The 18,665-nt window shown below is 70.7% G+C and carries 15 protein-coding genes; 8 read left to right on the top strand and 7 right to left on the bottom strand.

What is annotated here, in order from left to right:
• Window position 1: 1 nt before the first annotated feature.
• The 3 genes from ald (at window position 2) to AB3X07_RS09010 (ending at window position 3,165) form a co-directional block, all read left to right on the top strand.
• Window positions 2–1,114 carry an alanine dehydrogenase gene (gene ald, locus AB3X07_RS09020; RefSeq protein WP_369944147.1) on the top strand — a complete coding sequence of 371 codons (1,113 nt, stop codon included), beginning with the start codon at window positions 2–4 and terminating at the stop codon, window positions 1,112–1,114.
• A gap of 19 nt (window positions 1,115–1,133) precedes the next feature.
• Complete coding sequence (locus tag AB3X07_RS09015) at window positions 1,134–2,627, top strand: CoA-acylating methylmalonate-semialdehyde dehydrogenase (protein WP_369944146.1); 1,494 nt, start codon at window positions 1,134–1,136, stop codon at window positions 2,625–2,627.
• A gap of 223 nt (window positions 2,628–2,850) precedes the next feature.
• Window positions 2,851–3,165, top strand: coding sequence for an EthD family reductase (locus AB3X07_RS09010; RefSeq protein ID WP_369944145.1), 315 nt, complete (start codon window positions 2,851–2,853; stop codon window positions 3,163–3,165).
• A 31-nt stretch (window positions 3,166–3,196) separates the two neighbouring features.
• Here the strand turns inward: AB3X07_RS09010 and AB3X07_RS09005 are convergent, their stop codons facing one another.
• Window positions 3,197–3,589 (bottom strand): DUF2809 domain-containing protein, encoded by a 393-nt coding sequence (locus tag AB3X07_RS09005; protein ID WP_369944144.1) that lies wholly within the window; start codon window positions 3,587–3,589, stop codon window positions 3,197–3,199.
• A 190-nt stretch (window positions 3,590–3,779) separates the two neighbouring features.
• Here AB3X07_RS09005 and AB3X07_RS09000 point away from each other — a divergent pair, with 190 nt between their 5' ends.
• On the top strand, window positions 3,780–4,259 hold the full coding sequence (locus AB3X07_RS09000) for an STY0301 family protein (RefSeq protein ID WP_369944142.1): 480 nt from the start codon (window positions 3,780–3,782) through the stop codon (window positions 4,257–4,259).
• Between the two features lie 146 nt (window positions 4,260–4,405).
• On the opposite strand, the gene AB3X07_RS08995 is transcribed toward AB3X07_RS09000, so the two are convergent.
• Window positions 4,406–4,735 (bottom strand): hypothetical protein, encoded by a 330-nt coding sequence (locus tag AB3X07_RS08995; protein WP_369944141.1) that lies wholly within the window; start codon window positions 4,733–4,735, stop codon window positions 4,406–4,408.
• Window positions 4,736–4,881: 146 nt separating this feature from the next.
• Here AB3X07_RS08995 and AB3X07_RS08990 point away from each other — a divergent pair, with 146 nt between their 5' ends.
• Window positions 4,882–5,736, top strand: coding sequence for a plasmid replication/partition related protein (locus AB3X07_RS08990; protein ID WP_369944140.1), 855 nt, complete (start codon window positions 4,882–4,884; stop codon window positions 5,734–5,736).
• A 59-nt stretch (window positions 5,737–5,795) separates the two neighbouring features.
• Here AB3X07_RS08990 and AB3X07_RS08985 read toward each other — a convergent pair whose 3' ends face one another.
• Window positions 5,796–6,176, bottom strand: coding sequence for a VOC family protein (locus tag AB3X07_RS08985; protein ID WP_369944138.1), 381 nt, complete (start codon window positions 6,174–6,176; stop codon window positions 5,796–5,798).
• A 232-nt stretch (window positions 6,177–6,408) separates the two neighbouring features.
• Between AB3X07_RS08985 and AB3X07_RS08980 the strand changes: the two genes are divergently transcribed.
• From AB3X07_RS08980 to AB3X07_RS08970, 3 genes are all read left to right on the top strand, one after another.
• Entirely contained in the window at window positions 6,409–7,650 is a 1,242-nt protein-coding gene (locus AB3X07_RS08980; protein WP_369944137.1) for a DUF445 domain-containing protein, read from the top strand.
• Between the two features lie 178 nt (window positions 7,651–7,828).
• Window positions 7,829–11,920, top strand: coding sequence for a CHASE domain-containing protein (locus AB3X07_RS08975; RefSeq protein ID WP_369944135.1), 4,092 nt, complete (start codon window positions 7,829–7,831; stop codon window positions 11,918–11,920).
• A gap of 57 nt (window positions 11,921–11,977) precedes the next feature.
• Window positions 11,978–13,021 carry an HD domain-containing phosphohydrolase gene (locus AB3X07_RS08970; protein WP_369944134.1) on the top strand — a complete coding sequence of 348 codons (1,044 nt, stop codon included), beginning with the start codon at window positions 11,978–11,980 and terminating at the stop codon, window positions 13,019–13,021.
• 129 nt (window positions 13,022–13,150) lie between these two features.
• Here AB3X07_RS08970 and rlmKL read toward each other — a convergent pair whose 3' ends face one another.
• The 4 genes from rlmKL to AB3X07_RS08950 form a co-directional block, all read right to left on the bottom strand.
• On the bottom strand, window positions 13,151–15,340 hold the full coding sequence (gene rlmKL / locus AB3X07_RS08965; RefSeq protein WP_369944133.1) for a bifunctional 23S rRNA (guanine(2069)-N(7))-methyltransferase RlmK/23S rRNA (guanine(2445)-N(2))-methyltransferase RlmL: 2,190 nt from the start codon (window positions 15,338–15,340) through the stop codon (window positions 13,151–13,153).
• Window positions 15,341–15,564: 224 nt separating this feature from the next.
• Window positions 15,565–16,314: a hypothetical protein gene (locus AB3X07_RS08960; protein ID WP_369944131.1), complete on the bottom strand. Its 750-nt coding sequence runs from the start codon at window positions 16,312–16,314 to the stop codon at window positions 15,565–15,567.
• A gap of 119 nt (window positions 16,315–16,433) precedes the next feature.
• Entirely contained in the window at window positions 16,434–16,835 is a 402-nt protein-coding gene (locus tag AB3X07_RS08955) for a cysteine peptidase family C39 domain-containing protein (protein WP_369944130.1), read from the bottom strand.
• A gap of 129 nt (window positions 16,836–16,964) precedes the next feature.
• Window positions 16,965–18,578: an ATP-binding cassette domain-containing protein gene (locus AB3X07_RS08950; RefSeq protein ID WP_369944128.1), complete on the bottom strand. Its 1,614-nt coding sequence runs from the start codon at window positions 18,576–18,578 to the stop codon at window positions 16,965–16,967.
• Window positions 18,579–18,665: the final 87 nt, after the last annotated feature.

Raw genomic sequence — 18,665 nt, 5'->3', positions numbered from 1 at the left:
CATGCTGGTCGGCGTCCCGAAAGAGATCAAGAACCACGAATACCGGATCGGATTGACCCCGGCCGGGGTGCGCGAACTGGTGCTGCACGGCCACCAGGTGCTGGTGCAGCGCGGCGGCGGCCAGGCCATCGGCCTCAGCGACGCGGACTACGAGCGCGCCGGCGCGCGCCTCGCCGAGGACGCGGCGAGCGTGTTCGCGCAGGCCGAGATGATCGTCAAGGTCAAGGAGCCGCAGCCGGAGGAATGCGCGCTGCTGCGCCCCGGGCAACTGCTGTTCACCTATCTGCACCTGGCGCCGGATCCGCAGCAGGCCGCCGCCCTGCAGCGCTCCGGCTGCACCGCGATCGCCTACGAGACCGTCACCGACGGCCACGGCGGGTTGCCGCTGCTGGCGCCGATGAGCGAGGTCGCCGGGCGCATGACGATCCAGGCCGGCGCGCATGCGCTGGAGAAGGCGCAGGGCGGCTCCGGTGTGCTGCTCGGCGGCGTGCCCGGGGTCAAGCCGGCCGAGGTGCTGGTGATCGGCGGCGGCGTGGTCGGCATCAACGCCGCGCGCATGGCGATGGGCCTGCACGCGCGGGTGACGGTGCTGGACCGCTCGCTGGAACGGCTCAAGTATCTCGACGAACTGTACGGCCAGCAGTTGACCACGTTGTATTCCACCCGCGACGCGATCGAGCAATGCCTGCCGCGCACCGACCTGGTGATCGGCGCGGTGCTGATCCCCGGCGCCGCCGCGCCCAAGCTGGTGTCGCGCGCGCAGTTGGCGCTGCTGCGCCCCGGCTCGGTGCTGGTGGACGTGGCGATCGACCAGGGCGGCTGCTTCGAGACCAGCCGCGCCACCACCCATCAGCAGCCGACCTACGAGGTCGACGGCATCGTCCACTACTGCGTGGCCAACATGCCCGGCGGCGTGGCCCGCACCTCCACCTTCGCCCTGACCAACGCGACCTTGCCGTTCGTGCTGCTGCTGGCCGAGCACGGCCTGCAGGCGCTGCGCGACGACCAGGACCTGCGCAACGGCCTCAACGTGCATGCCGGCAAGCTCACCCACCGCGCGGTGGCGCAGGCGCTGGGGCAGGAATTCGTGCGGCCGCTGGATGCGCTGGGCTGAACTGCGAGGAGTGCCGAACATGAGCGAGATCCTGTCCCACTACATCGGCGGCCGCCGCGTCGATTTTCGCGGCGACGCCTACGCCGAGGTGTTCGATCCGGCCAGCGGCGCGGTGGCACGGCGCGTGCCGCTGGGCGCCGCGCATGCGGTCGACATGGCGGTGACCACCGCCGCGCAGGCGTTCCCGGCCTGGGCGGCGACGCCTCCGCTGCAGCGCGCGCGCGTGATGTTCCGCTTCCGCGAACTGCTCGAACGCCATGCCGACACCCTGGCGCGCTGCATCAGCGCCGAGCACGGCAAGGTGGTATCCGATGCGCGCGGCGAAGTGGCGCGCGGCATCGAGGTGGTGGAATTCGCCTGCGGCATCCCGCACCTGCTCAAGGGCGAGCATTCGGTCGAGGTCGGCCGTGGCGTGGATTCCTGGAGCGAGTACGCGCCGCTGGGCGTGGTCGCCGGCGTCACCCCGTTCAACTTCCCGGCGATGGTGCCGTTGTGGATGCTGCCGGTGGCGCTGGCCTGCGGCAACAGCTTCGTGCTCAAGCCGTCCGAGCGCGATCCATCGGCGTCGCTGCTGCTGGCCGACTGGCTGCACGAAGCCGGCCTGCCGGAAGGCGTGTTCAACGTGGTGCACGGGGCCAAACCGGCGGTGGACGCGCTGCTCGCGCATCCGCAGGTGCAGGCGCTGAGCTTCGTCGGCTCCACCCCGGTCGCCGCCGACCTGTACGCGCGGGGCAGCGCGCTGGGCAAGCGCGTGCAGGCGCTGGGCGGGGCCAAGAACCACCTGGTGGTGCTGCCCGACGCCGACCTGGACGACGTCGCCGCGGCCCTGCTCGGCGCCGGCTATGGCTCGGCCGGCGAACGCTGCATGGCGATCTCGGTGGCGGTGTGCGTGGGCGACGCGGTCGCCGACGCATTGGTCGCCAGACTGGCGCCGCGCGTGGCCGCGCTGACCCTGGGCGCAGGCGCCGATGCGGCGGACATGGGGCCGCTGATCAGCGCCGCGCACCGCGAACGCGTGCGTGGCTACATCGACAGCGGCGTGGCCGAGGGCGCCACGCTGGTGGTGGATGGCCGCGACGCGCAGCCGCAGGCGCACGCGGGCGGCTTCTTCCTCGGCGGCAGCCTGTTCGACCATGTCCGCCCCGACATGCGCATCTACCGCGACGAGATCTTCGGCCCGGTGCTGTGCGTGGTGCGCGTGGCCGACGCGGACGCCGCGCTGCAACTGATCGACGCGCACGACTACGGCAACGGCGCGGTGGTGTTCACCCGCGACGGCGGGGCCGCGCGTGCCTTCGCCCGGCGCGTGCAGGCCGGCATGGTCGGGATCAACGTGCCGATTCCGGTGCCGATGGCGTTCCACAGCTTCGGCGGCTGGAAGCGCTCGCTGTTCGGCCCGCTGCACGTGCACGGCCCGGACGGCGTGCGCTTCTACACCCGGCTCAAGACCGTCACCGCGCGCTGGCCGGCGGCCGCGCGCGCTGCCGAGTTCACCATGCCGACGATGCGTTAGAGCCGGGATTGGGGAATCGGGAATGGGGAATCGGAAAAGCGCCGCAGCGCGCGCATGAGAGACGCTGCAGCCGCAGAACGCCGTTGTTGCTGTTGCTGTTGCCATTCCCTAGTCCTCATTCCCGGCCTCCCGCACCGCAACATGGGACGGGCGCCGCGCGGGTGTAGCCTTTGCGCGGTTCCCCGCCACCCCTCTCCATCCTCGCTGCATCCAGGAGCCGCCCATGATCAAGGTCAGCGTGATGTACCCGTACACCCCCGGCGCGCGGTTCGACCACGCCTACTACCGCGACACGCACATGCCGCTGCTGCAGGCGCGCATGGGCGAGGCCTGCAGGCGTTACACCGTGGACAAGGGCCTGTCCGGCGGCGCGCCCGGCAGCGATCCGACCTACGTCGGCATGTGCCACATCTTCAGCGACTCGGTGGAGGCATTCCAGGCCGGCTTCGGCCCGCATGCCGACGAGATCCTCGGCGACATCAAGAACTACACCGACCTGACCCCGGTGATGCAGATCAGCGAGGTCGTGGTCGACTGAGCCTGGCCGGCCGCCGCGCGATGGACGCGCGTCAGCGGCGCGCGTACCGGTCGAGCCACGCGGCGGCGGCCACGCCCAGCGCATAGGCGAGCAGGTCCGACCACACGAACGTGGAGCCCAGGGCCAGGTGCCCGAGCGTGGTGGCGCGCACGGCGTCGAGCCAGGGCGCGCGATACAGCTGCGAGGCTTCCACCAGCCAGCACAGGAGCAGCGCCACCACCGCCACGCGCGACGACCGCGCGCGCGGCGCCAGCAGCGCCAGGCCGAAATAGATCATCGCCGCCCACAGCGCGTCGCCTGGCGACTTGCCCAGCCACGGCGGCAACAGCCACGGGAATTGGCGCGACGCCAACCCGGCGGCGATGGTCGCCACGATGGCGGCGAGCAGGCACAGGCGGCGGCGTGCGGTTGCGGAAACGGGCATGGCCAGGGGCAGCGGCATGGACGGGCCGCGCATTACAGCAGACCGGCGCGGTGCCGCGAAGACCGGCCGGCACGCGCTACAGGCTCGAGAGGGCCGCAATCGCAATCCGTCTTTTGCCGGGCAGGTAGCGCGATGGAGCTTGCAGCGGCACCGCGCGACAATGGCCACCCTCTTCCCGCATGGAGCGACCATGGCAGGCACGCCCGCTTTGCTGCAATTTCTGTGTTCGCGCGCCCGGCCGCTGCTGCTGGCGGCGGCGCCCATCGCCCTGTCGGCCATCCCTGCGCACGCCGCCGCAGCGCAGACGGCGTCGGTGGAAATGCACTGTCCCGCACGCCTGCAGGTCAAGCAGACGCCGCAACCGGTCTCCGACGCCGGCTGGCACGTAGGCGGCTCCGAGCAGAGCCATCCCCTGGTGACGGTGTCGTTTTTTGCCGGACCTCCAGAGCAGAGGGCGCAGTTGGTCCCGACCAGCGAAAGCCGGAAAGGCAAGCTCGCCACCGCGACCTGGACGCTAGAGCGCCGCGAACAAGCCTATTGGGTTGCCTGCGAATACGGCGGCACGTCGGCCATCGCCAGCCGGGCGCTGCCACCGGAGGTCAGCGCGTGCACCGTCGCCTACGACCCCGCTTTCTCCGAGCCGGTCGTGAAGCGGTGGAGTTGCCGCTAGGGAATCGCAGAGGAAGACCGGCTGCGCGCAGCATGTGTCGCGGCGCCTTAGCTGATGCACTGCGCGGCCACACCGGCGCAGCGAGGCGTCCACACATCGGGGCGAGCATCCGTGCTGGGGCGAGCATCCTCGCTTGTGCGACGTTCCTAGCTGTTGGCGCCGTGCAGCAGCGCCGCCGCCGCGATGAGCACCGCCAGCACCAGCATCACCAACCAGCCCCAGCGCTGATGGAACGGAATCGGCAGGGACGGCAACAGGGCTTCGGCGCTGGCCCGGTTCAGCAGCCATCCGTGGTGGCACTCGGGGCAGATCAGCAGGTACTGCCGTTCGCGCACCCATCCGAACAGATGGTAGAAGTGGCCGTAGGAATAGCGCAGGCGCATCTCGAATGCGCGCTCCTGCGCGCAGCGCGCGCAGAACTGGCGGTCTTCCACGCCACAGGCGACGTCGCGTTCGCCCCAGCCCCACAAGATCATCGTCGCCTCCCCAGCGGCCGGGCCGCGATCCCCGATCGCCAAGCCGTGCGGATTCTGTGCCGCGGCCGCCACAGCGTCAACGGCGCGGACGCGGCGCGCGCAAGTCTCTACAATGCCGCCCCCGCCGCAACGCCCGCCCCTGCCCGATGCACATCGTCGTCAACGAAGACCTCAAGGCCTACATCGACCCACTGACCGCGGACGAATACGCCGCGCTGGAGCGCAGCCTGCTCGCCGAAGGCTGCCGCGACGCGCTGGTGCTGTGGGGCGACATCCTGGTCGACGGGCACAACCGCTACGGCATTTGCCAGAAGCACGGGCTGCCGTTCCAGACCGTGCAGAACACCCGCTTCCAGTCGCTGCAGGACGTGCACCTGTGGATGATCGACCAGCACCTGGGGCGGCGCAGCGTGTCCGACTTCCAGCGCGGCGTGCTGGCGCTGCGCAAACGCGAGATCCTGGCCGAGCGGCGCAGCCGCGCCGCCGCGGCGCCGGCGCCAACCGATGGCGACGAGGCGACCGCCGCCAGTGCCGACGATGCCGCGCCCTGGGGCGACGCGCCCGCGGAAGCCGCCGAGGCGCACACGCAGGCGATGCCGGCGCCATTGAGCCGCGCCGACCTGGCCCGCGCCGCGCGGCTCAGCAACAGCCAGGTGGTGCAGATCGAGAAGATCCAGAAGCAGGCCGCCGCCGAAGTGGTGGAGGCGGTGAAGTCCGGCGCGATCTCGATCAACGCCGCCGCCGCGGTGGCCAGCCTGCCGGAAGACGAACAGCGCGCCGCGGCCATGGCCGGCAAGGACGAACTCAAGCAGGCGGCCAAGCGCGCGCGCGAATCCAAACGCAAACCGCGGCAGACGCCGGCCGCCGAGGACGGCGCTGGCGACGCCGCGGCGGACGACGCGGAACTGGCCGCGCTGCGCCTGCGCGTGGCCGAACTGGACGCAGAGAATCAGGCGCTGCGCGAGGAAGTGGCGGCGCTGCGCGCGCGGTTGCAGGACTGATCCGGATACCGCGCCCGGCGCGCTCCGGCCCGGGGCGCGGGCCGCGGCGGCGCCAGGCCTTAGACGTGCTGTGCAAGCGACAGCGTGTTGCCGTCCGGATCGCGGAACCAGGCCACCTGGCCGCCGTTCGGCGCCGTCCAGATGGCGTGCGCGTCCTGGCTGTCGGCGAAGAACGGGTAGCGGAGAAAAGCAACGCCCCTGGCCGCAAGCGCGGCCACATCGGCGCGGATATCGGCGCTTTCCCAACCAAACACGGTGTAGTCGGCGACGACCCGCCGCGGCGGCTTGACGATGCGCAGGTTGATCGGACCGGCCTTGAACTTCAGGGCGAAGCCGTCGAAGCCTTGGCAACGCAGACCCAGGATACCTTCGTAGAAGGCGCGCGCGCGGTCGATGTCGTCGACGGCGATGAAACCGACAGGCGTGTGATCGGCGAGCATGGCGCGCGTTCGGCAGATGGCCCGGCGGCAAGCTAGCACGCCGTACAGTAGCGGACAACGGCCCCGCGACGACGTCCTCCGACGCTCCCAGCGCCCGGCCGGTTGGCGCGCGCGGCACGCGGGCGGCGAGCGATGAAATCGTCCTGACCGCACGCTGCGTAAACTCCTCCACATGAGCGCGTCCCCCGCCCCCACCATGCCGCCCGATCCGCGCCGCGCGCAGCTGCGGCGCATGAAACTGCTGGCCGTGGCGCTGCTGCTGGCGATGCTGGCCGGCTTCCTGCTCAGCCACGCCATGGGCATGCACGGCGCCTGGGCCTGGATCGGCGCCTTCTGCGAGGCGGCCACGGTCGGCGCGCTGGCCGACTGGTTCGCGGTGGTGGCGCTGTTCCGCCATCCGCTGGGCCTGCCGATCCCGCATACCGCGATCATCCCGCAAGGCAAGGCGCGCATCGCCGACAGCCTGGCGGTGTTCGTGCGCGACCATTTCCTGGAACCGGCGGCGCTGCTGTCCAAGCTGCGCGCCTTCGATCCGGCCGCGCGGCTGGGGCAGTGGCTGGCCGAGCCGGCGCAGGCCGGCAAGCTGGCCGAACTGGCGCGCGGCTGGGCGCTGCAGGCGCTGGACCTGCTCGACGAAGCGGCGGTGCGGCGCCGCATCCACGGCTTCGTGGTCGCGCGCCTGCATGAATGGAACGCGGCCGCGACCGCCGGCGAGATCCTCGGCCTGCTGACCGCCGACGGCCGCCATCAGGCGCTGCTCGACGAAGCGCTGACCCGGCTCGGCCGGCACCTGGACGATGCGGCGGTGAAGCAGCGCGTCTCGGCGATGATCGTCAAGTACGCGCGCCGCGAATGGCCCAAGCTGGTCGGCACGGTGGAATGGGTCAAGCCGGTGGAAGGCATCGCCGACACCCTGGCCGAACGCCTGGCGCACGCGCTGCTCGAGGAACTGCAGGACGTCCTGTCGCAACCGCAGCATCCGTTGCGCCAGGACTACGAACGCTGGCTCGGCGGCTACGTGCAGCGCCTGCGCAGCGACCCCGCCACCGCCGCCAAACTGCAGGCGATGAAGCAGCGCCTGATCGAGCATCCCGGCGTGCAGGACTACGTGCAGGGCCTGTGGGACCAGATCCACGCCAGCCTGCGCGAGGACCTGTCGCGCGGCGACGGCGTGCTGGTGCAGCACCTGCAGCGCGCGCTGGGCGCGCTCGGGCAATCGCTGGCGCAGGACGATGCGCTGCGCGAAGCGCTCAACCAGCACCTGCTCGGCGGCGCGGAGAAGCTGACCCAGCGCCTGCGCAGCGGCGTCACCGAGCACATCGCGCAGACCGTGAAAGGCTGGGACGAGCGCCACCTGGTGGAGCAACTGGAGTTGAGCGTCGGCCGCGACCTGCAGTACATCCGCTTCAACGGCACGCTGGTCGGCGGCCTCATCGGGCTGGCATTGCACGCAGCCGTCACGCTGATTCCGTGAAGGTCGTAGACGGTCGTCCCTGTACCGCGTCGTAGGGCTGGTGCGGCCGCAACGATCGCGCTAGCGTGGTCCATGCGGTCGGGGCAGGACCGTCGCTTCACCGTGAAGGCCATCCAGTACGGACCGGAACCTCGGCGATGCCCGCGCATCGGCGGCGTTCGCCAAAGGAAAGGGGCTCATGTCGAAGAACCGCTGGACACCCGCCGCCGGCCCTGGGCGTTTGGCGTTGATCGCCGCCATGGCGGTGCTGATGCTGGGGCTGGCGGCGGCGGCGCTGATCGCGCGCAGCGTGCACCAGCACAACCTGCAACAGGCCCGCGACCGCTTCCAGCAACTGACCACGCACGTCGCCGGCGAATTGCGCCAGCGGCTGGCTGTCTACGAACACGGCCTGCGCGGCGCGCGCGGCGCGGTGATCGCCGCCGGCGGCGACGCCATCTCGCGCGAACGCTTCGACCGCTACAGCGCCTCGCGCGACTACCAGCGCGAGTTCCCCGGCGTGCGCGGTTTCGGCTACATCCGCCGGGTGGCGCCCGCCGAGGAGGCCGCGTTCCTGCAACAGGCGCGCAGCGACGGCGCGCCATCGTTGCACATTCACCAGGCGACGCCGCACGACGGCGACCGTTTCGTGATCCTCTATATCCAGCCGCTGCGACGCAACAACCCCGCGCAGGGCTTCGACATCGCCTCCGAACCCGCGCGCCGCGCCGCGGCGATCGCCGCCGCGCGCTCCGGCAATCCGACCATCACCTCGCCGATTCGCCTGGTGCAGAGCCCCGGCGTCGGCAACAGCGGATTCCTGCTGCTGTTGCCGGTGTACCACGAAGGCGCGCCGTTGCAGACCGCCGAGCAGCGCTGGCAGGCCACCACCGGCTGGGCCTACGCCCCGCTCAACATCGCCGAGGTCCTGGCGGCCTCGCCGAACCACGCGCACGAACTGCAGCTGACGCTGTCCGACGCCGACAACGGCGCCGCGCCGTTCTACCGCGACGGCGATGCCGACGCCGCGGCCACGATGCCCGACGAGCTGCAGGCCGAGCGCAGCCTGGCGGTCTACGGCCGCCGCTGGACGCTGGGCGCACAGGCCACGCCGGACTTCGTGCGCGCGCTCAACCAGACCTCGCCGCTGTTCACCGGCGGCTTGATCGGCGGCTTCTCGCTGCTGTTGGCCGCGCTGCTGTACCTGTACCTGACCGGCCGCCATCGCCGCGACGTCATCCTGCGCGAACAGAGCCAGTTGGCCGCGCTGGTCGCCAGCACCAGCGAAGCGATCGTGGCCGAGGATCTGCAAGGCCGCATCACCCACTGGAACCCGGCCGCCGAACGCATCTTCGGCTACACCCCGGCGCAGGCCATCGGCCAGCCGCTGCAGGACCTGCTAGGCACGCAGGTGCGCGACCCCACCAGCGAGAACGGTGACGCGCAGGTGCGCGAACTGCGCCACCGCGAAGGCCGCACGGTCAACGCGCTGGTCAGCGTCTCGCCGATCCTGGACACCGACGGCGACACGGTCGGCCACTCGCACCTGCTGCACGACGTGTCCGAACGGGTCCGCGCGCAGGCCCGGGTGATGGAACTCAACGCCACCCTGGAACAACAGGTGGCGCAGCGTACCAACGAACTGGTCACCTACTCGGCGCTGCAGCGCGCGATCCTGGCCAACGCCGGCTACGCGATCGTGGCCACCGATCCGGACGGTACTATCACCCTGTTCAACCCCGCCGCCGAAACCCTGCTCGGCTATGCCGCGCACGAGATGATCGGGCGCAAGGCCACCGGCCTGTTCCTGGATCCGGAGCAACTCGCCAGCCGCGCCGAACGCATGGCCGCGCAATCGGGCATGAACGTGGCGCCGGCGTTCGAGTCGGTGGCGGCGCTGTCCACGCTGGGACGCAGCGACACACGCGAGTGGACCTACGTCAGCAAGGACGGCCACCCGTTCCCGGTGTTGCTGACGCTGAGCACGCTGCGCGACGACAACGACCAGGTGATCGGCTACCTCGGCATCGCGGTCGATCTGACCGAGCAGAAGCGCCACGAGCGCGAACTGCGCCTGGCGATCGACGCCGCCGAAAACGCCAACCAGTCCAAGAGCGATTTCCTGGCCAACATGAGCCACGAGATCCGCACGCCGATGAACGCGATCCTGGGCATGCTGTACCTGCTGCAGCACAGCGACCTGCCGCCGGCGGCCAAGGAGATGATCCAGAAGATCGACGCCTCGGCGCGCTCGTTGCTGGAGATCATCAACGACATCCTCGATTTCTCCAAGATCGAGTCCGGGCGCATCGACCTGGAGTCGGAGCCGTTCGACCTCAGCCAGTTGCTGGAGAACATCGCCGGCCTGATGACCTCGGCGATCAGCGCCAAGCCGGTGGAGATGATCGTCGAGCCGCTGCCGCCGGGCTGCCGCTGGCTGCGCGGCGATGCGCTGCGCCTGAACCAGGTGCTGATCAACCTGGTGGGCAACGCCATCAAGTTCACGGAACAAGGCGAGGTCGCGCTGTCGGTCCGCGCCTTCCCCGGCGCCGACCCCGGCAAGCTCAAGTTGCTGTTCTCGGTGCGCGACACCGGGATCGGCATCCCGCGCGAAAAGCAGAGCGTGATCTTCTCGCCGTTCCTGCAGGCCGACACCTCCACCAGCCGCCGCTACGGCGGCAGCGGCCTGGGCCTGACCATCAGCCGGCGCCTGGTGGAACTGATGGGCGGCCAGCTCGAAGTGCAGAGCACGCCCGGGCGCGGTAGCGACTTCTATTTCGCGATCAGCTTCCCGGTATTGCCGGCCCCAGCCGTCGAGCCGCAACCGTCGGAGGCGCGGCGCGTGCTGATCGCCGACGACCACGACCTGGTGCGCAGCAACCTGGCCAGCATCGCCAGCGGCTTCGGTTGGCAAGTGGAGACGGTCGCCAGCGGTACCGCGGCGCTGGCCGCGGCCGGCCCGGAACACGACGGCTTCGACGTGATCCTGCTCGACTGGCGCATGCCCGACCTGGACGGGCTGAGCGTGGCGCACCGCATTCGCGCGCAGAGCAATCCGGGCCGGCAACCGATCATCGTCATGGTCACCGCCTACGAACGCCGCCTGCTGGAAGAGCAGCAGCAGGCGCCCGGCGACGTGGACGCGGTCCTGACCAAGCCGATCACCGCGTCGGCGCTCTACCGCACCATCGCCACGCTGCTGGCGCGCCCGCGCGGCGACGGCCCCACGCCGCTGCTCAGCGGCGATGGCACGCCGCGCCTGGCCGGCGCCCACCTGCTGGTGGTCGACGACAGCGACATCAACCGCGAGGTCGCGCAACGCATCCTCGAAGGCGAAGGCGCCCTGGTGGAGCTGGCCAACGACGGCGAGCAGGCGCTGGAGCGGCTGCGCCGCGATCCGGGCCGCTTCCATCTGGTGCTGATGGACGTGCAGATGCCGACCATGGACGGCTACGAGGCGACCCGGCAACTGCGCGAGGATCCGCGCCTGGCCGCGGTGCCGGTGATCGCGCTGACCGCCGGCGCGTACCGCCAGCAGCAGGAACTGGCGCTGTCCAGCGGCATGAACGGTTTCATCGCCAAGCCCTTCCAGGTCGAGGAACTGATCGCCGCGATTCGCCAGTTCCTGCCGCTACGGATCACTCCGCCGCTGGAGCCGTTGCCGACGCCGGCATCGATGATCTGGCCCAACGTCGACCCGGACCTGCTCGATGCGGCGCAGGCACAACGGCTGTGGAATGAGCGCGTGCCCTACCAACGCTATCTGCTGAAGCTGTTGCAGGAGCATCCGGACCCGGCGGCGGCGGTACAGGCACTATGGGACACGGACGGGCCGGCGGCGGCGATCTCCTACGTGCACAAGCTGCGCGGCTCGGCCGGATCGCTGGCACTGCCGGCACTGACCGCGGCCAGCGCCGCGCTGGAGGAACGGCTGGGCGAGACGCCGGCGCAGGCCGAAGCGGCGATCGCGGCGCTGGCCGCCGCCATGCACGCGACCGCGGCCGCGATCAAGCGCTTCGTGGCGGAAGACGAGACGGCGCCCGATGCCATGCGCGCGGCGCGGGCCCCCGCCTCCGGCGACACGTCTCCCGCCGCATTGCAGCATCAGTTGCAGCAGGTGCTGGACGCCCTGGACAGCGACGATCCGGACCGCGTGGAGCAGGCCATGCACCCCCTGCTGCCCTCGCTTCCCGAGGCGTTGGCGGCCGAACTGCGGCAACTGATCGAAAACTTCTCCTTCCGCGAAGCCGAAGCTAAAGTCAGGCGCTGGCAGGCCGATGCCACACCGTAGCGGTGGCCGCCCCCGAGCGCTCGGGCGGTGGCCGCACGCACCCGACAAGGAACCACGATGGTCCAGCCTCCCATCCTGTGCGTAGACGACGAGGCCAGCAACCTGGCGCTGATCCGGCAGATCCTGCGCGAGGACTACGCGCTGACCTTCGCCAAGAACGGCACCGAGGCCTTGCGCGCGGTGGTCAAGCATCGCCCGGCGCTGATCCTGCTCGACGTCGACCTGCCCGACCTGGATGGCTACAGCATCGCCCGCACCCTGAAGCAGGATCCGCGCACCGCGGGGATTCCGATCATCTTCGTCACCGGCAAGGACAAGGACGCCGACGAGAGCATCGGCTTCGAGGCCGGCGGCGTGGACTACATCACCAAGCCCTACTCGCCGAGCATCCTGCGCGCGCGCGTGCGCACCCACCTGTCGCTGGTCAGCGCCGCCAGCCTGGCCAGCAGCCATCGCGACGCGATCCAGATGCTGGGCATGGCCGGCCACTACAGCGACTCGGACACCGGCACCCACATCTGGCGCATGGCCGCCTATGCGCGCGCACTGGCGCTGGCGGCCGGCTGGTCGAGCGAGGACGCCAACCTGCTCGAACAGGCCGCGCCGATGCACGACACCGGCAAGATCGGCATTCCCGACGCGATCCTGAAGAAGCCCGGGCCGCTGGATACGGACGAGTGGCAGGTGATGAAGCGGCATCCGCAGATCGGCTACGACATCCTCAGCCGCAGCGGCGCGCCGCTGTTCCGGCTCGCCGCCGAGATCGCGCTGTACCACCACGAGCACTGGGACAGCAGCGGCTACCCGGCCGGCCTGGCCGGCGAGCGCATTCCCGAATCGGCGCGGATCGTGGCCCTGGCCGACGTGTTCGACGCGCTGACCACGCAGCGCCCGTACAAGGACGCCTGGCCGCTGGCGAAGGTGCTCGACCTGTTCCAGCAGCAGGCCGGGCGGCAGTTCGAACCGCGCCTGGTCTCGCTGTTCACCGCGATCCTGCCGCAGATCCTGCAGATCCAGGACTACTGGAGCGAACGCGAGCCGGACGAGGGCCTGCAACCGCGCCCGGCCGCGCACGACACGGTGCGGCACAGGGATCCTTGAGCGGATGCGTGCGCATTGCGCGCCATGCTCGGTAGCAACCCTGTAGGAGCGGCTTCAGCCGCGACCGAACCTCACCGAAGGTCCCTGTCGCGGCTGAAGCCGCTCCTACAGAGGCCCGGACGGTTGCGTTCAGCGCCGCTGCAGACGCCAGGCGCGGTGAATCCGCGGATTGCGCTCGAAATCCGGCGCGATGGTCTGCGGCGTGATCTCCTCGCACAGCGCGAACTCGGCCAGCGCGTTCTCCTCCAGCCGGAAGCGGCGGAAGTTGTTGGAGAAGTACAGCACGCCCTCGGGCATCAGCCGCGCCACCGCCGCGCGCAGCAGCCGCACGTGCTCGCGCTGGATGTCGAAATCCTCGGCGCGCGCGGAGTTGGAGAAGGTCGGCGGGTCGCAGAAGATCACGTCGTAGCGGTTCTTCTCCGCCTCCAGCCAGCTCAGCGCATCCGCCTGCACCAATCGGTGCTGGGCGCCGCCCTTGCCGTTGAACGCCAGGTTGTCGGCGCACCACTGCAGGTAGGTGCCGGACAGGTCCACGCTGGTGGTCGAGTCGGCGCCGGCCACCGCGGCCTGCACGCTGGCCACGCCGGTGTAGCAGAACAGGTTGAGGAAGCGCTTGCCGCGCGCCTGCTGCGCCATCGCGCCGCGCAGCGGGCGGTGGTCCAGGAACAGGCCGGTGTCCAGATAGTCGAACAGGTTCACCCGCAGCAGCGCACCATGCTCGCGCACCACCAGGAACTCGCCGCGCTGCTCGAAGCGGCCGTACTTGCTGCCGCCCTTGCCGCGCTCGCGCGACTTCAGCGCCAGCTGCTCGGCCGGCACCTCGAACACCTCGCGCGCGGCCGCCAGCAACTCGTTGCGGCGCCGGCGCACGTCGGCATCGGGAATCTCCTCCGGCGCGGCGTACTCCTGCACGTGCAGGCAGGTGCGCGCGCGGCCGCCATCCTCCTGGTACACGTCGATCGCCGCGGCGTACTCGGGCAGGTCGGCGTCGTAGGCGCGGAAGCAGGTGACCTGCTCGCGCGCGCGCCAGTTCTTGAACTTGCGCAGGTTCTTGCGCAGGCGGTTGGCCACCATCTGCGCCCCGTCGCTGAGCGCGCGCGGTTCCTCGGTGGCGCCGGCCCGCGGCGCGACCGCGATCGGGTCGCAGACGATCAACGGGCACTCCAGCGCGCCGTTGAACATCTGGTACTTCTTGGCCGCGCGCAGGCCGGTGGCATAGGCCAGTTCGTCGCTGCCGCACAGCAGGCTGGCGCGCCACTGCGGCACCGCGCGCTTGAGCGCATCGCCCAGGCGCCGGTACAGCGCCGCATCGGCGGCCAGGCGCGCGTCGTAGGGCGGATTGCACACCACCGTGCCGAGCGCCGGCGCCGGCGCCGGCGCGCGCAGGTCGGCGACGTCGCGCACCTCGAACCCGATCGCCGCGGCGACCCCGGCCGCCTGCGCGTTCTCGCGCGCGGCGCGGATCGCATGCGGATCGATGTCGCCGCCGTGGATCACCGGCCGCAACGCGGCGCGGCCGGCCGCTTCGCGCTGCCGCGCCTCGGCCAGCAGGTCGCGCCAGGCCGCCTGGTCGAAGCCCAGCCAGCGGCTCGGCGCCGCGCTGGCGTCCACCGCCCCGGCATCGCCGCGGCGCGCGGCGGCGAGATCGCCGCGCAACAGGCCCGGGGCGACATCGGCGGCCATCAGCGCGCCTTCGATCAGCAACGTGCCGCTGCCGCACATCGGATCGAGCAGACCGCCGCCCTGCGCATACAGCTGCGGCCACTGCCCGCGCAGCAGCACCGCCGCGGCCAGATTTTCCTTCAGCGGCGCCTCGTTCTGCGCCTGCCGCCAGCCGCGCCGGTGCAGCGAGCCGCCGCCCAAGTCCACCGACAGCGTGACGCGGCCCTTGCGCAGCGACAGGTTCAGGCGCAGGTCCGGATCCTCCACGTCCACCGACGGCCGCTCCAGGCCCTCGCCGCGCAGCGTGTCCACCACCGCGTCCTTGACCCGCTGCGCGGCGTAGCGCGCGTGGGTGATCGCGGTCCCGGACACGTGCGCGTCCACCGCCAAGGTGTGCTGCGGGGCCAGGTGCTCGCGCCACGGCAGCGCGGCGACGCCGGCGTACAGCGCGGTCTCGTCGGGGCAATCGAATTCGTCCAGCGGCCACAGCACGCGGCTGGCCAGGCGCGACCACAGCACCGCGCGCTGCGCATCGCGCAACTCGCCTTCGGCGTTGACCCCGGACACGGTGGCCGTCGCCTTGGCCGCGCCGAGCGCGAGCAGCTCGTCGACGAGCAGGTATTCCAGGCCCTTGGCGCAGGAGACGAAGAATTTCACGGAAGGCGGACCAGGACGGACGGAAGGGAGGCGCGGCGGACGCCGCACGCGTCGCGCGTGGCTGGCGACAACGCCGGGTCCGGCATTGCCGCGCTCGCGGCAGCGGATCGCGTCTCGGCACGCGAACGCGCGGCACCGCAACGGCGCGCAGAATAGCACAGGGCCATGGCGTCCCCTGCCCGCGCGGCGGCGCCCTCGCGCGTCCAGGCGACGCGCGGCGGCGCTCATCCAGCCGTTGCCGCGCGCCCGCGTTCCTTTAGCAACGCGCCGTCCCGGCCGACCCAGCGCTGCTGCAGATGGTTCTCGAACGCGAGCCGCTGCAGCTGCGGCTCCTGCGCCAGATGGCGTATGAACGCGTCGTAGGTGGCCAGCATCTCGCGCATCAACCAGGTCGGTCGCGGCAACACGAAGACCCATGGCGCGCTGGAGGGCAAGGCACGGAGTACCTCGCGCGGCTCCTCGCAACCGCGCATGGGAATCGCCGGCAGGTGCGCGCGCACGAATGCGTTGTCGATGACGCCACGCTCGCGCACTGCGGCATCGGCTGGCGCATCGGCAGCGGCGCCTGCCGGCTCCAGCATGTAGCGCGCCCCCATCTTCTTCAGCACGCCGGCGTTGAGCAGCAGCACCCCGCTCCATTTGCGCACCAGCATCAGGAACGGGAACGCCCGCAACGGATCGGGCGGCGCTCCGGCCAAGGCGAGCACACGTTCGGCATGCGCGCAGAACGCCCGGAAAAAGACCAGCGTTTCCTCGAACTGCGACAGCAGGGACACCGGCGTCCCGCAGAATGGCAGATGGAATGAGAAATGGCCGGAAACCGGCGTCCACAGGGAGTAGGTCACCGACTGCAGCCAGGAAGCGTCCGCATCCACCATCGAGGGAAGCGGATAGCGCCTTGCGAACTCGTCTTCGAAGTACGAGTGCGCGATGGAGAAGCGCGCCGCATCCCAGAGCGCGATAGCCTGGCGCATCTCCTCCTGGAGATCCTCGAGATTTGGGCGCATCGGATTCAGCTCACTCCCTGCGCAGCGACGCGGTCGAACACTCGAGTTAAGCGGCGCCGCGACGCAACGTCGGTTTGGAAAAATTGTTAGACGGCGTGCACGTACATGCCAACACCCCTGTAGCCGCTGAAACGTTCGATCCGGGCAGGTTTTCCAGGCTTTGGATCAAGCAACACCGTACTGCTGCGCGAAGGTGACAACACTACCCAATGCCAATAATAGCCCCCCTCTTTTGGGTTCACGGCTACGATGCTCATAGGTTCAACTTGACGCATAGAAACAAATTTTCGCAAATTGGTTTCTATTCCGAAGACAGAAAGTAGGTTTCGAATCTGACCGTGGCGCATGAAATATTCGCCGTCTTCATTTCGAAGTCCGAGCATCAAAGCTTCCGAATGCACACGTTCGTAGGGCTGGCCTGAAATCATGGCCACACAGGCGATGCCACAGTCGCCGTTGTCGTAGTCTCGCTGGGGAACGCGTCGCATAGTGGTCGCCGCCTAACATCACACGCCGGGATTCTATCTTCGCATGCCATGGATCACGAGAAGGGGCGCGCCGAGCGCCGACGGTCGCCACGATGCTGCGCACGCCGCCGAGCGCCACACTCGCGGCACTCACCACGGCGTCAGCCGCCACGCATCGGCGTCGGCCTGCAACCGCTGCTGCAGGTCCAGCGCGCCCAGGAAGTCGGCGTCGTGCGACACCACCAGCAGGGCGCCCGGATACTGCAGCAGCACCGCGCGCAGCGCCTCGCGCGCATCCAGGTCCAGATGGTTGTCCGGCTCGTCCAGCAACAGCAGTTCGGCCGGCGGCGTGCGGTAGAACGCGCAGGCCAGCGCCGTCTTCAGCCGTTCGCCGCCGCTGAGCCGGGCGCAGGGCACGCCGATGCGTTGCGCGTCCAGGCCGAGCAAGGCCAGCCTGGTGCGCAATGCGGCGAGCGCGATGCCGGGCGCCGCCGCCTGCACCTGCGCCAGCGCCGTGGCCGCCGGATCCAGCAGCGCCAGCGACTGGTCCAGGTAGGCGCTGGCGGCATGCACGCGGCAGTTGCCGGACACCGCGGCCACCTGCCCGGCGAGCAGGCGCAGCAGGGTCGACTTGCCGCTGCCGTTGGCGCCGACCACGCCGATTCGCGCATCGCCCCGCACCACCAGATCCAGCGGCCGCCTGGCCGCCGGCGCGAACGGCAACCGCACCGCGTGCAGCTCGGCCAGGCGCCGCGTCGCCGCATCGGTTCGCGGCGGCGCGAACAGCGCCACCGACGCCTCCGGCTGCACCTGACGCGCGGCCTCGGCGATCCGCGCCAGGCTGCGCGCCTGCGCGGCCTGATGCTCGCGCACGCGCTTGCCGGCGCTGTCCTGGCTGCGCTGCCGCTGCCGGCCGAGCAGGATCGGCGCCTGGTTGGCCACCGCTGCCTGCTGCCGGCCGCGCGCACTGCGCCGCTGCTGGCGCTCCTGCTGCGCCTGCCAGGCGGTGTCGTCGCGCGCGTGCTGCAGCTTCTGCTGCGCCAGTTCGGCCTGCGCGGCGGCGCGTTCGCGGGCGCGGCACTCGGTGTAGAACGCGTAGTCGCCGCCGTAATCGCGCAGGCCGCTCGCCGACAGTTCCACGATGCGCTGCATCTCCTGCAACAGATCCGGATCGTGGCTGATCACCAGCAGGCCGCGCGACCAGCACCGCAGCATCTCGCGCAGATGCCGGCGCTGCGCCGCGTCCAGATGCAGGGTCGGCTCGTCGAGGATCAGCGCATCGGCCTCGGCCAGCCAGGCGCCGATCAGCGCGACCCGCATGGCCTCGCCACCGCTCAGCGTGGACGCCAGCCGCTGCGGCTGCAGCGCGCCGAGAGCGTGCGCGTGCAACTGCGCCTGCAGACGCTGGGCGATGTCCCAGCGCTCGCCGAGCGCATCGAAATCCGCCGGATCGACGCTACCCGCCTCGATCCGCGCCAGTGCGGCCAGCGCCGCGCCCACGCCGGCCAGGTCGGCCACCGTCGCGTGCGGCGCCGGCGCGATCTGCTGCGGCACGTAGTGCAGGCGGCCGTGGCGCACGCAGCGACCGGCGCTGGGCGCCAGTTCGCCGGCGAGCACGCGCGCGAGCACGCTCTTGCCGACGCCGTTGCGGCCGACCAGGCCGGTGCGCCGCGCGTCGAGCGCGAACTGCAGTTCGGAACACAACACCCTGCCATCGGGCAGGACAAGGGACGCGCCTTCCAGTGCAAGCAGCGGATGCGTCATACAACCTCCATGGATGCCGGTCGTGCCCGCCGATCGCTCGGCAGGAGGACGAAGGCCGTCGCGAAGACGGCGGCATCAATGGCGCAT

Origin of the sequence: Xanthomonas sp. DAR 35659 (assembly GCF_041242975.1) — a bacterium.
Taxonomy (GTDB): Bacteria; Pseudomonadota; Gammaproteobacteria; order Xanthomonadales; family Xanthomonadaceae; genus Xanthomonas_A; species Xanthomonas_A medicagonis.
Note: the sequence above shows the minus strand (reverse complement) of the source record. Positions and strands in the feature narration are given on the sequence as shown.

Bases quoted from the DNA above. Each gene is read 5' to 3' on its own strand.
- ald (WP_369944147.1), top strand. From the start codon at position 2: ATGCTGGTCGGCGTCCCGAAAGAGATCAAGAACCACGAATACCGGATC.
- AB3X07_RS09015 (WP_369944146.1), top strand. From the start codon at position 1,134: ATGAGCGAGATCCTGTCCCACTACATCGGCGGCCGCCGCGTCGATTTT.
- AB3X07_RS09010 (WP_369944145.1), top strand. From the start codon at position 2,851: ATGATCAAGGTCAGCGTGATGTACCCGTACACCCCCGGCGCGCGGTTC.
- AB3X07_RS09005 (WP_369944144.1), bottom strand. From the start codon at position 3,589: ATGCCCGTTTCCGCAACCGCACGCCGCCGCCTGTGCCTGCTCGCCGCC.
- AB3X07_RS09000 (WP_369944142.1), top strand. From the start codon at position 3,780: ATGGCAGGCACGCCCGCTTTGCTGCAATTTCTGTGTTCGCGCGCCCGG.
- AB3X07_RS08995 (WP_369944141.1), bottom strand. From the start codon at position 4,735: ATGATCTTGTGGGGCTGGGGCGAACGCGACGTCGCCTGTGGCGTGGAA.
- AB3X07_RS08990 (WP_369944140.1), top strand. From the start codon at position 4,882: ATGCACATCGTCGTCAACGAAGACCTCAAGGCCTACATCGACCCACTG.
- AB3X07_RS08985 (WP_369944138.1), bottom strand. From the start codon at position 6,176: ATGCTCGCCGATCACACGCCTGTCGGTTTCATCGCCGTCGACGACATC.
- AB3X07_RS08980 (WP_369944137.1), top strand. From the start codon at position 6,409: ATGAAACTGCTGGCCGTGGCGCTGCTGCTGGCGATGCTGGCCGGCTTC.
- AB3X07_RS08975 (WP_369944135.1), top strand. From the start codon at position 7,829: ATGTCGAAGAACCGCTGGACACCCGCCGCCGGCCCTGGGCGTTTGGCG.
- AB3X07_RS08970 (WP_369944134.1), top strand. From the start codon at position 11,978: ATGGTCCAGCCTCCCATCCTGTGCGTAGACGACGAGGCCAGCAACCTG.
- AB3X07_RS08960 (WP_369944131.1), bottom strand. From the start codon at position 16,314: ATGCGCCAGGCTATCGCGCTCTGGGATGCGGCGCGCTTCTCCATCGCG.
- AB3X07_RS08955 (WP_369944130.1), bottom strand. From the start codon at position 16,835: ATGCGACGCGTTCCCCAGCGAGACTACGACAACGGCGACTGTGGCATC.
- AB3X07_RS08950 (WP_369944128.1), bottom strand. From the start codon at position 18,578: ATGACGCATCCGCTGCTTGCACTGGAAGGCGCGTCCCTTGTCCTGCCC.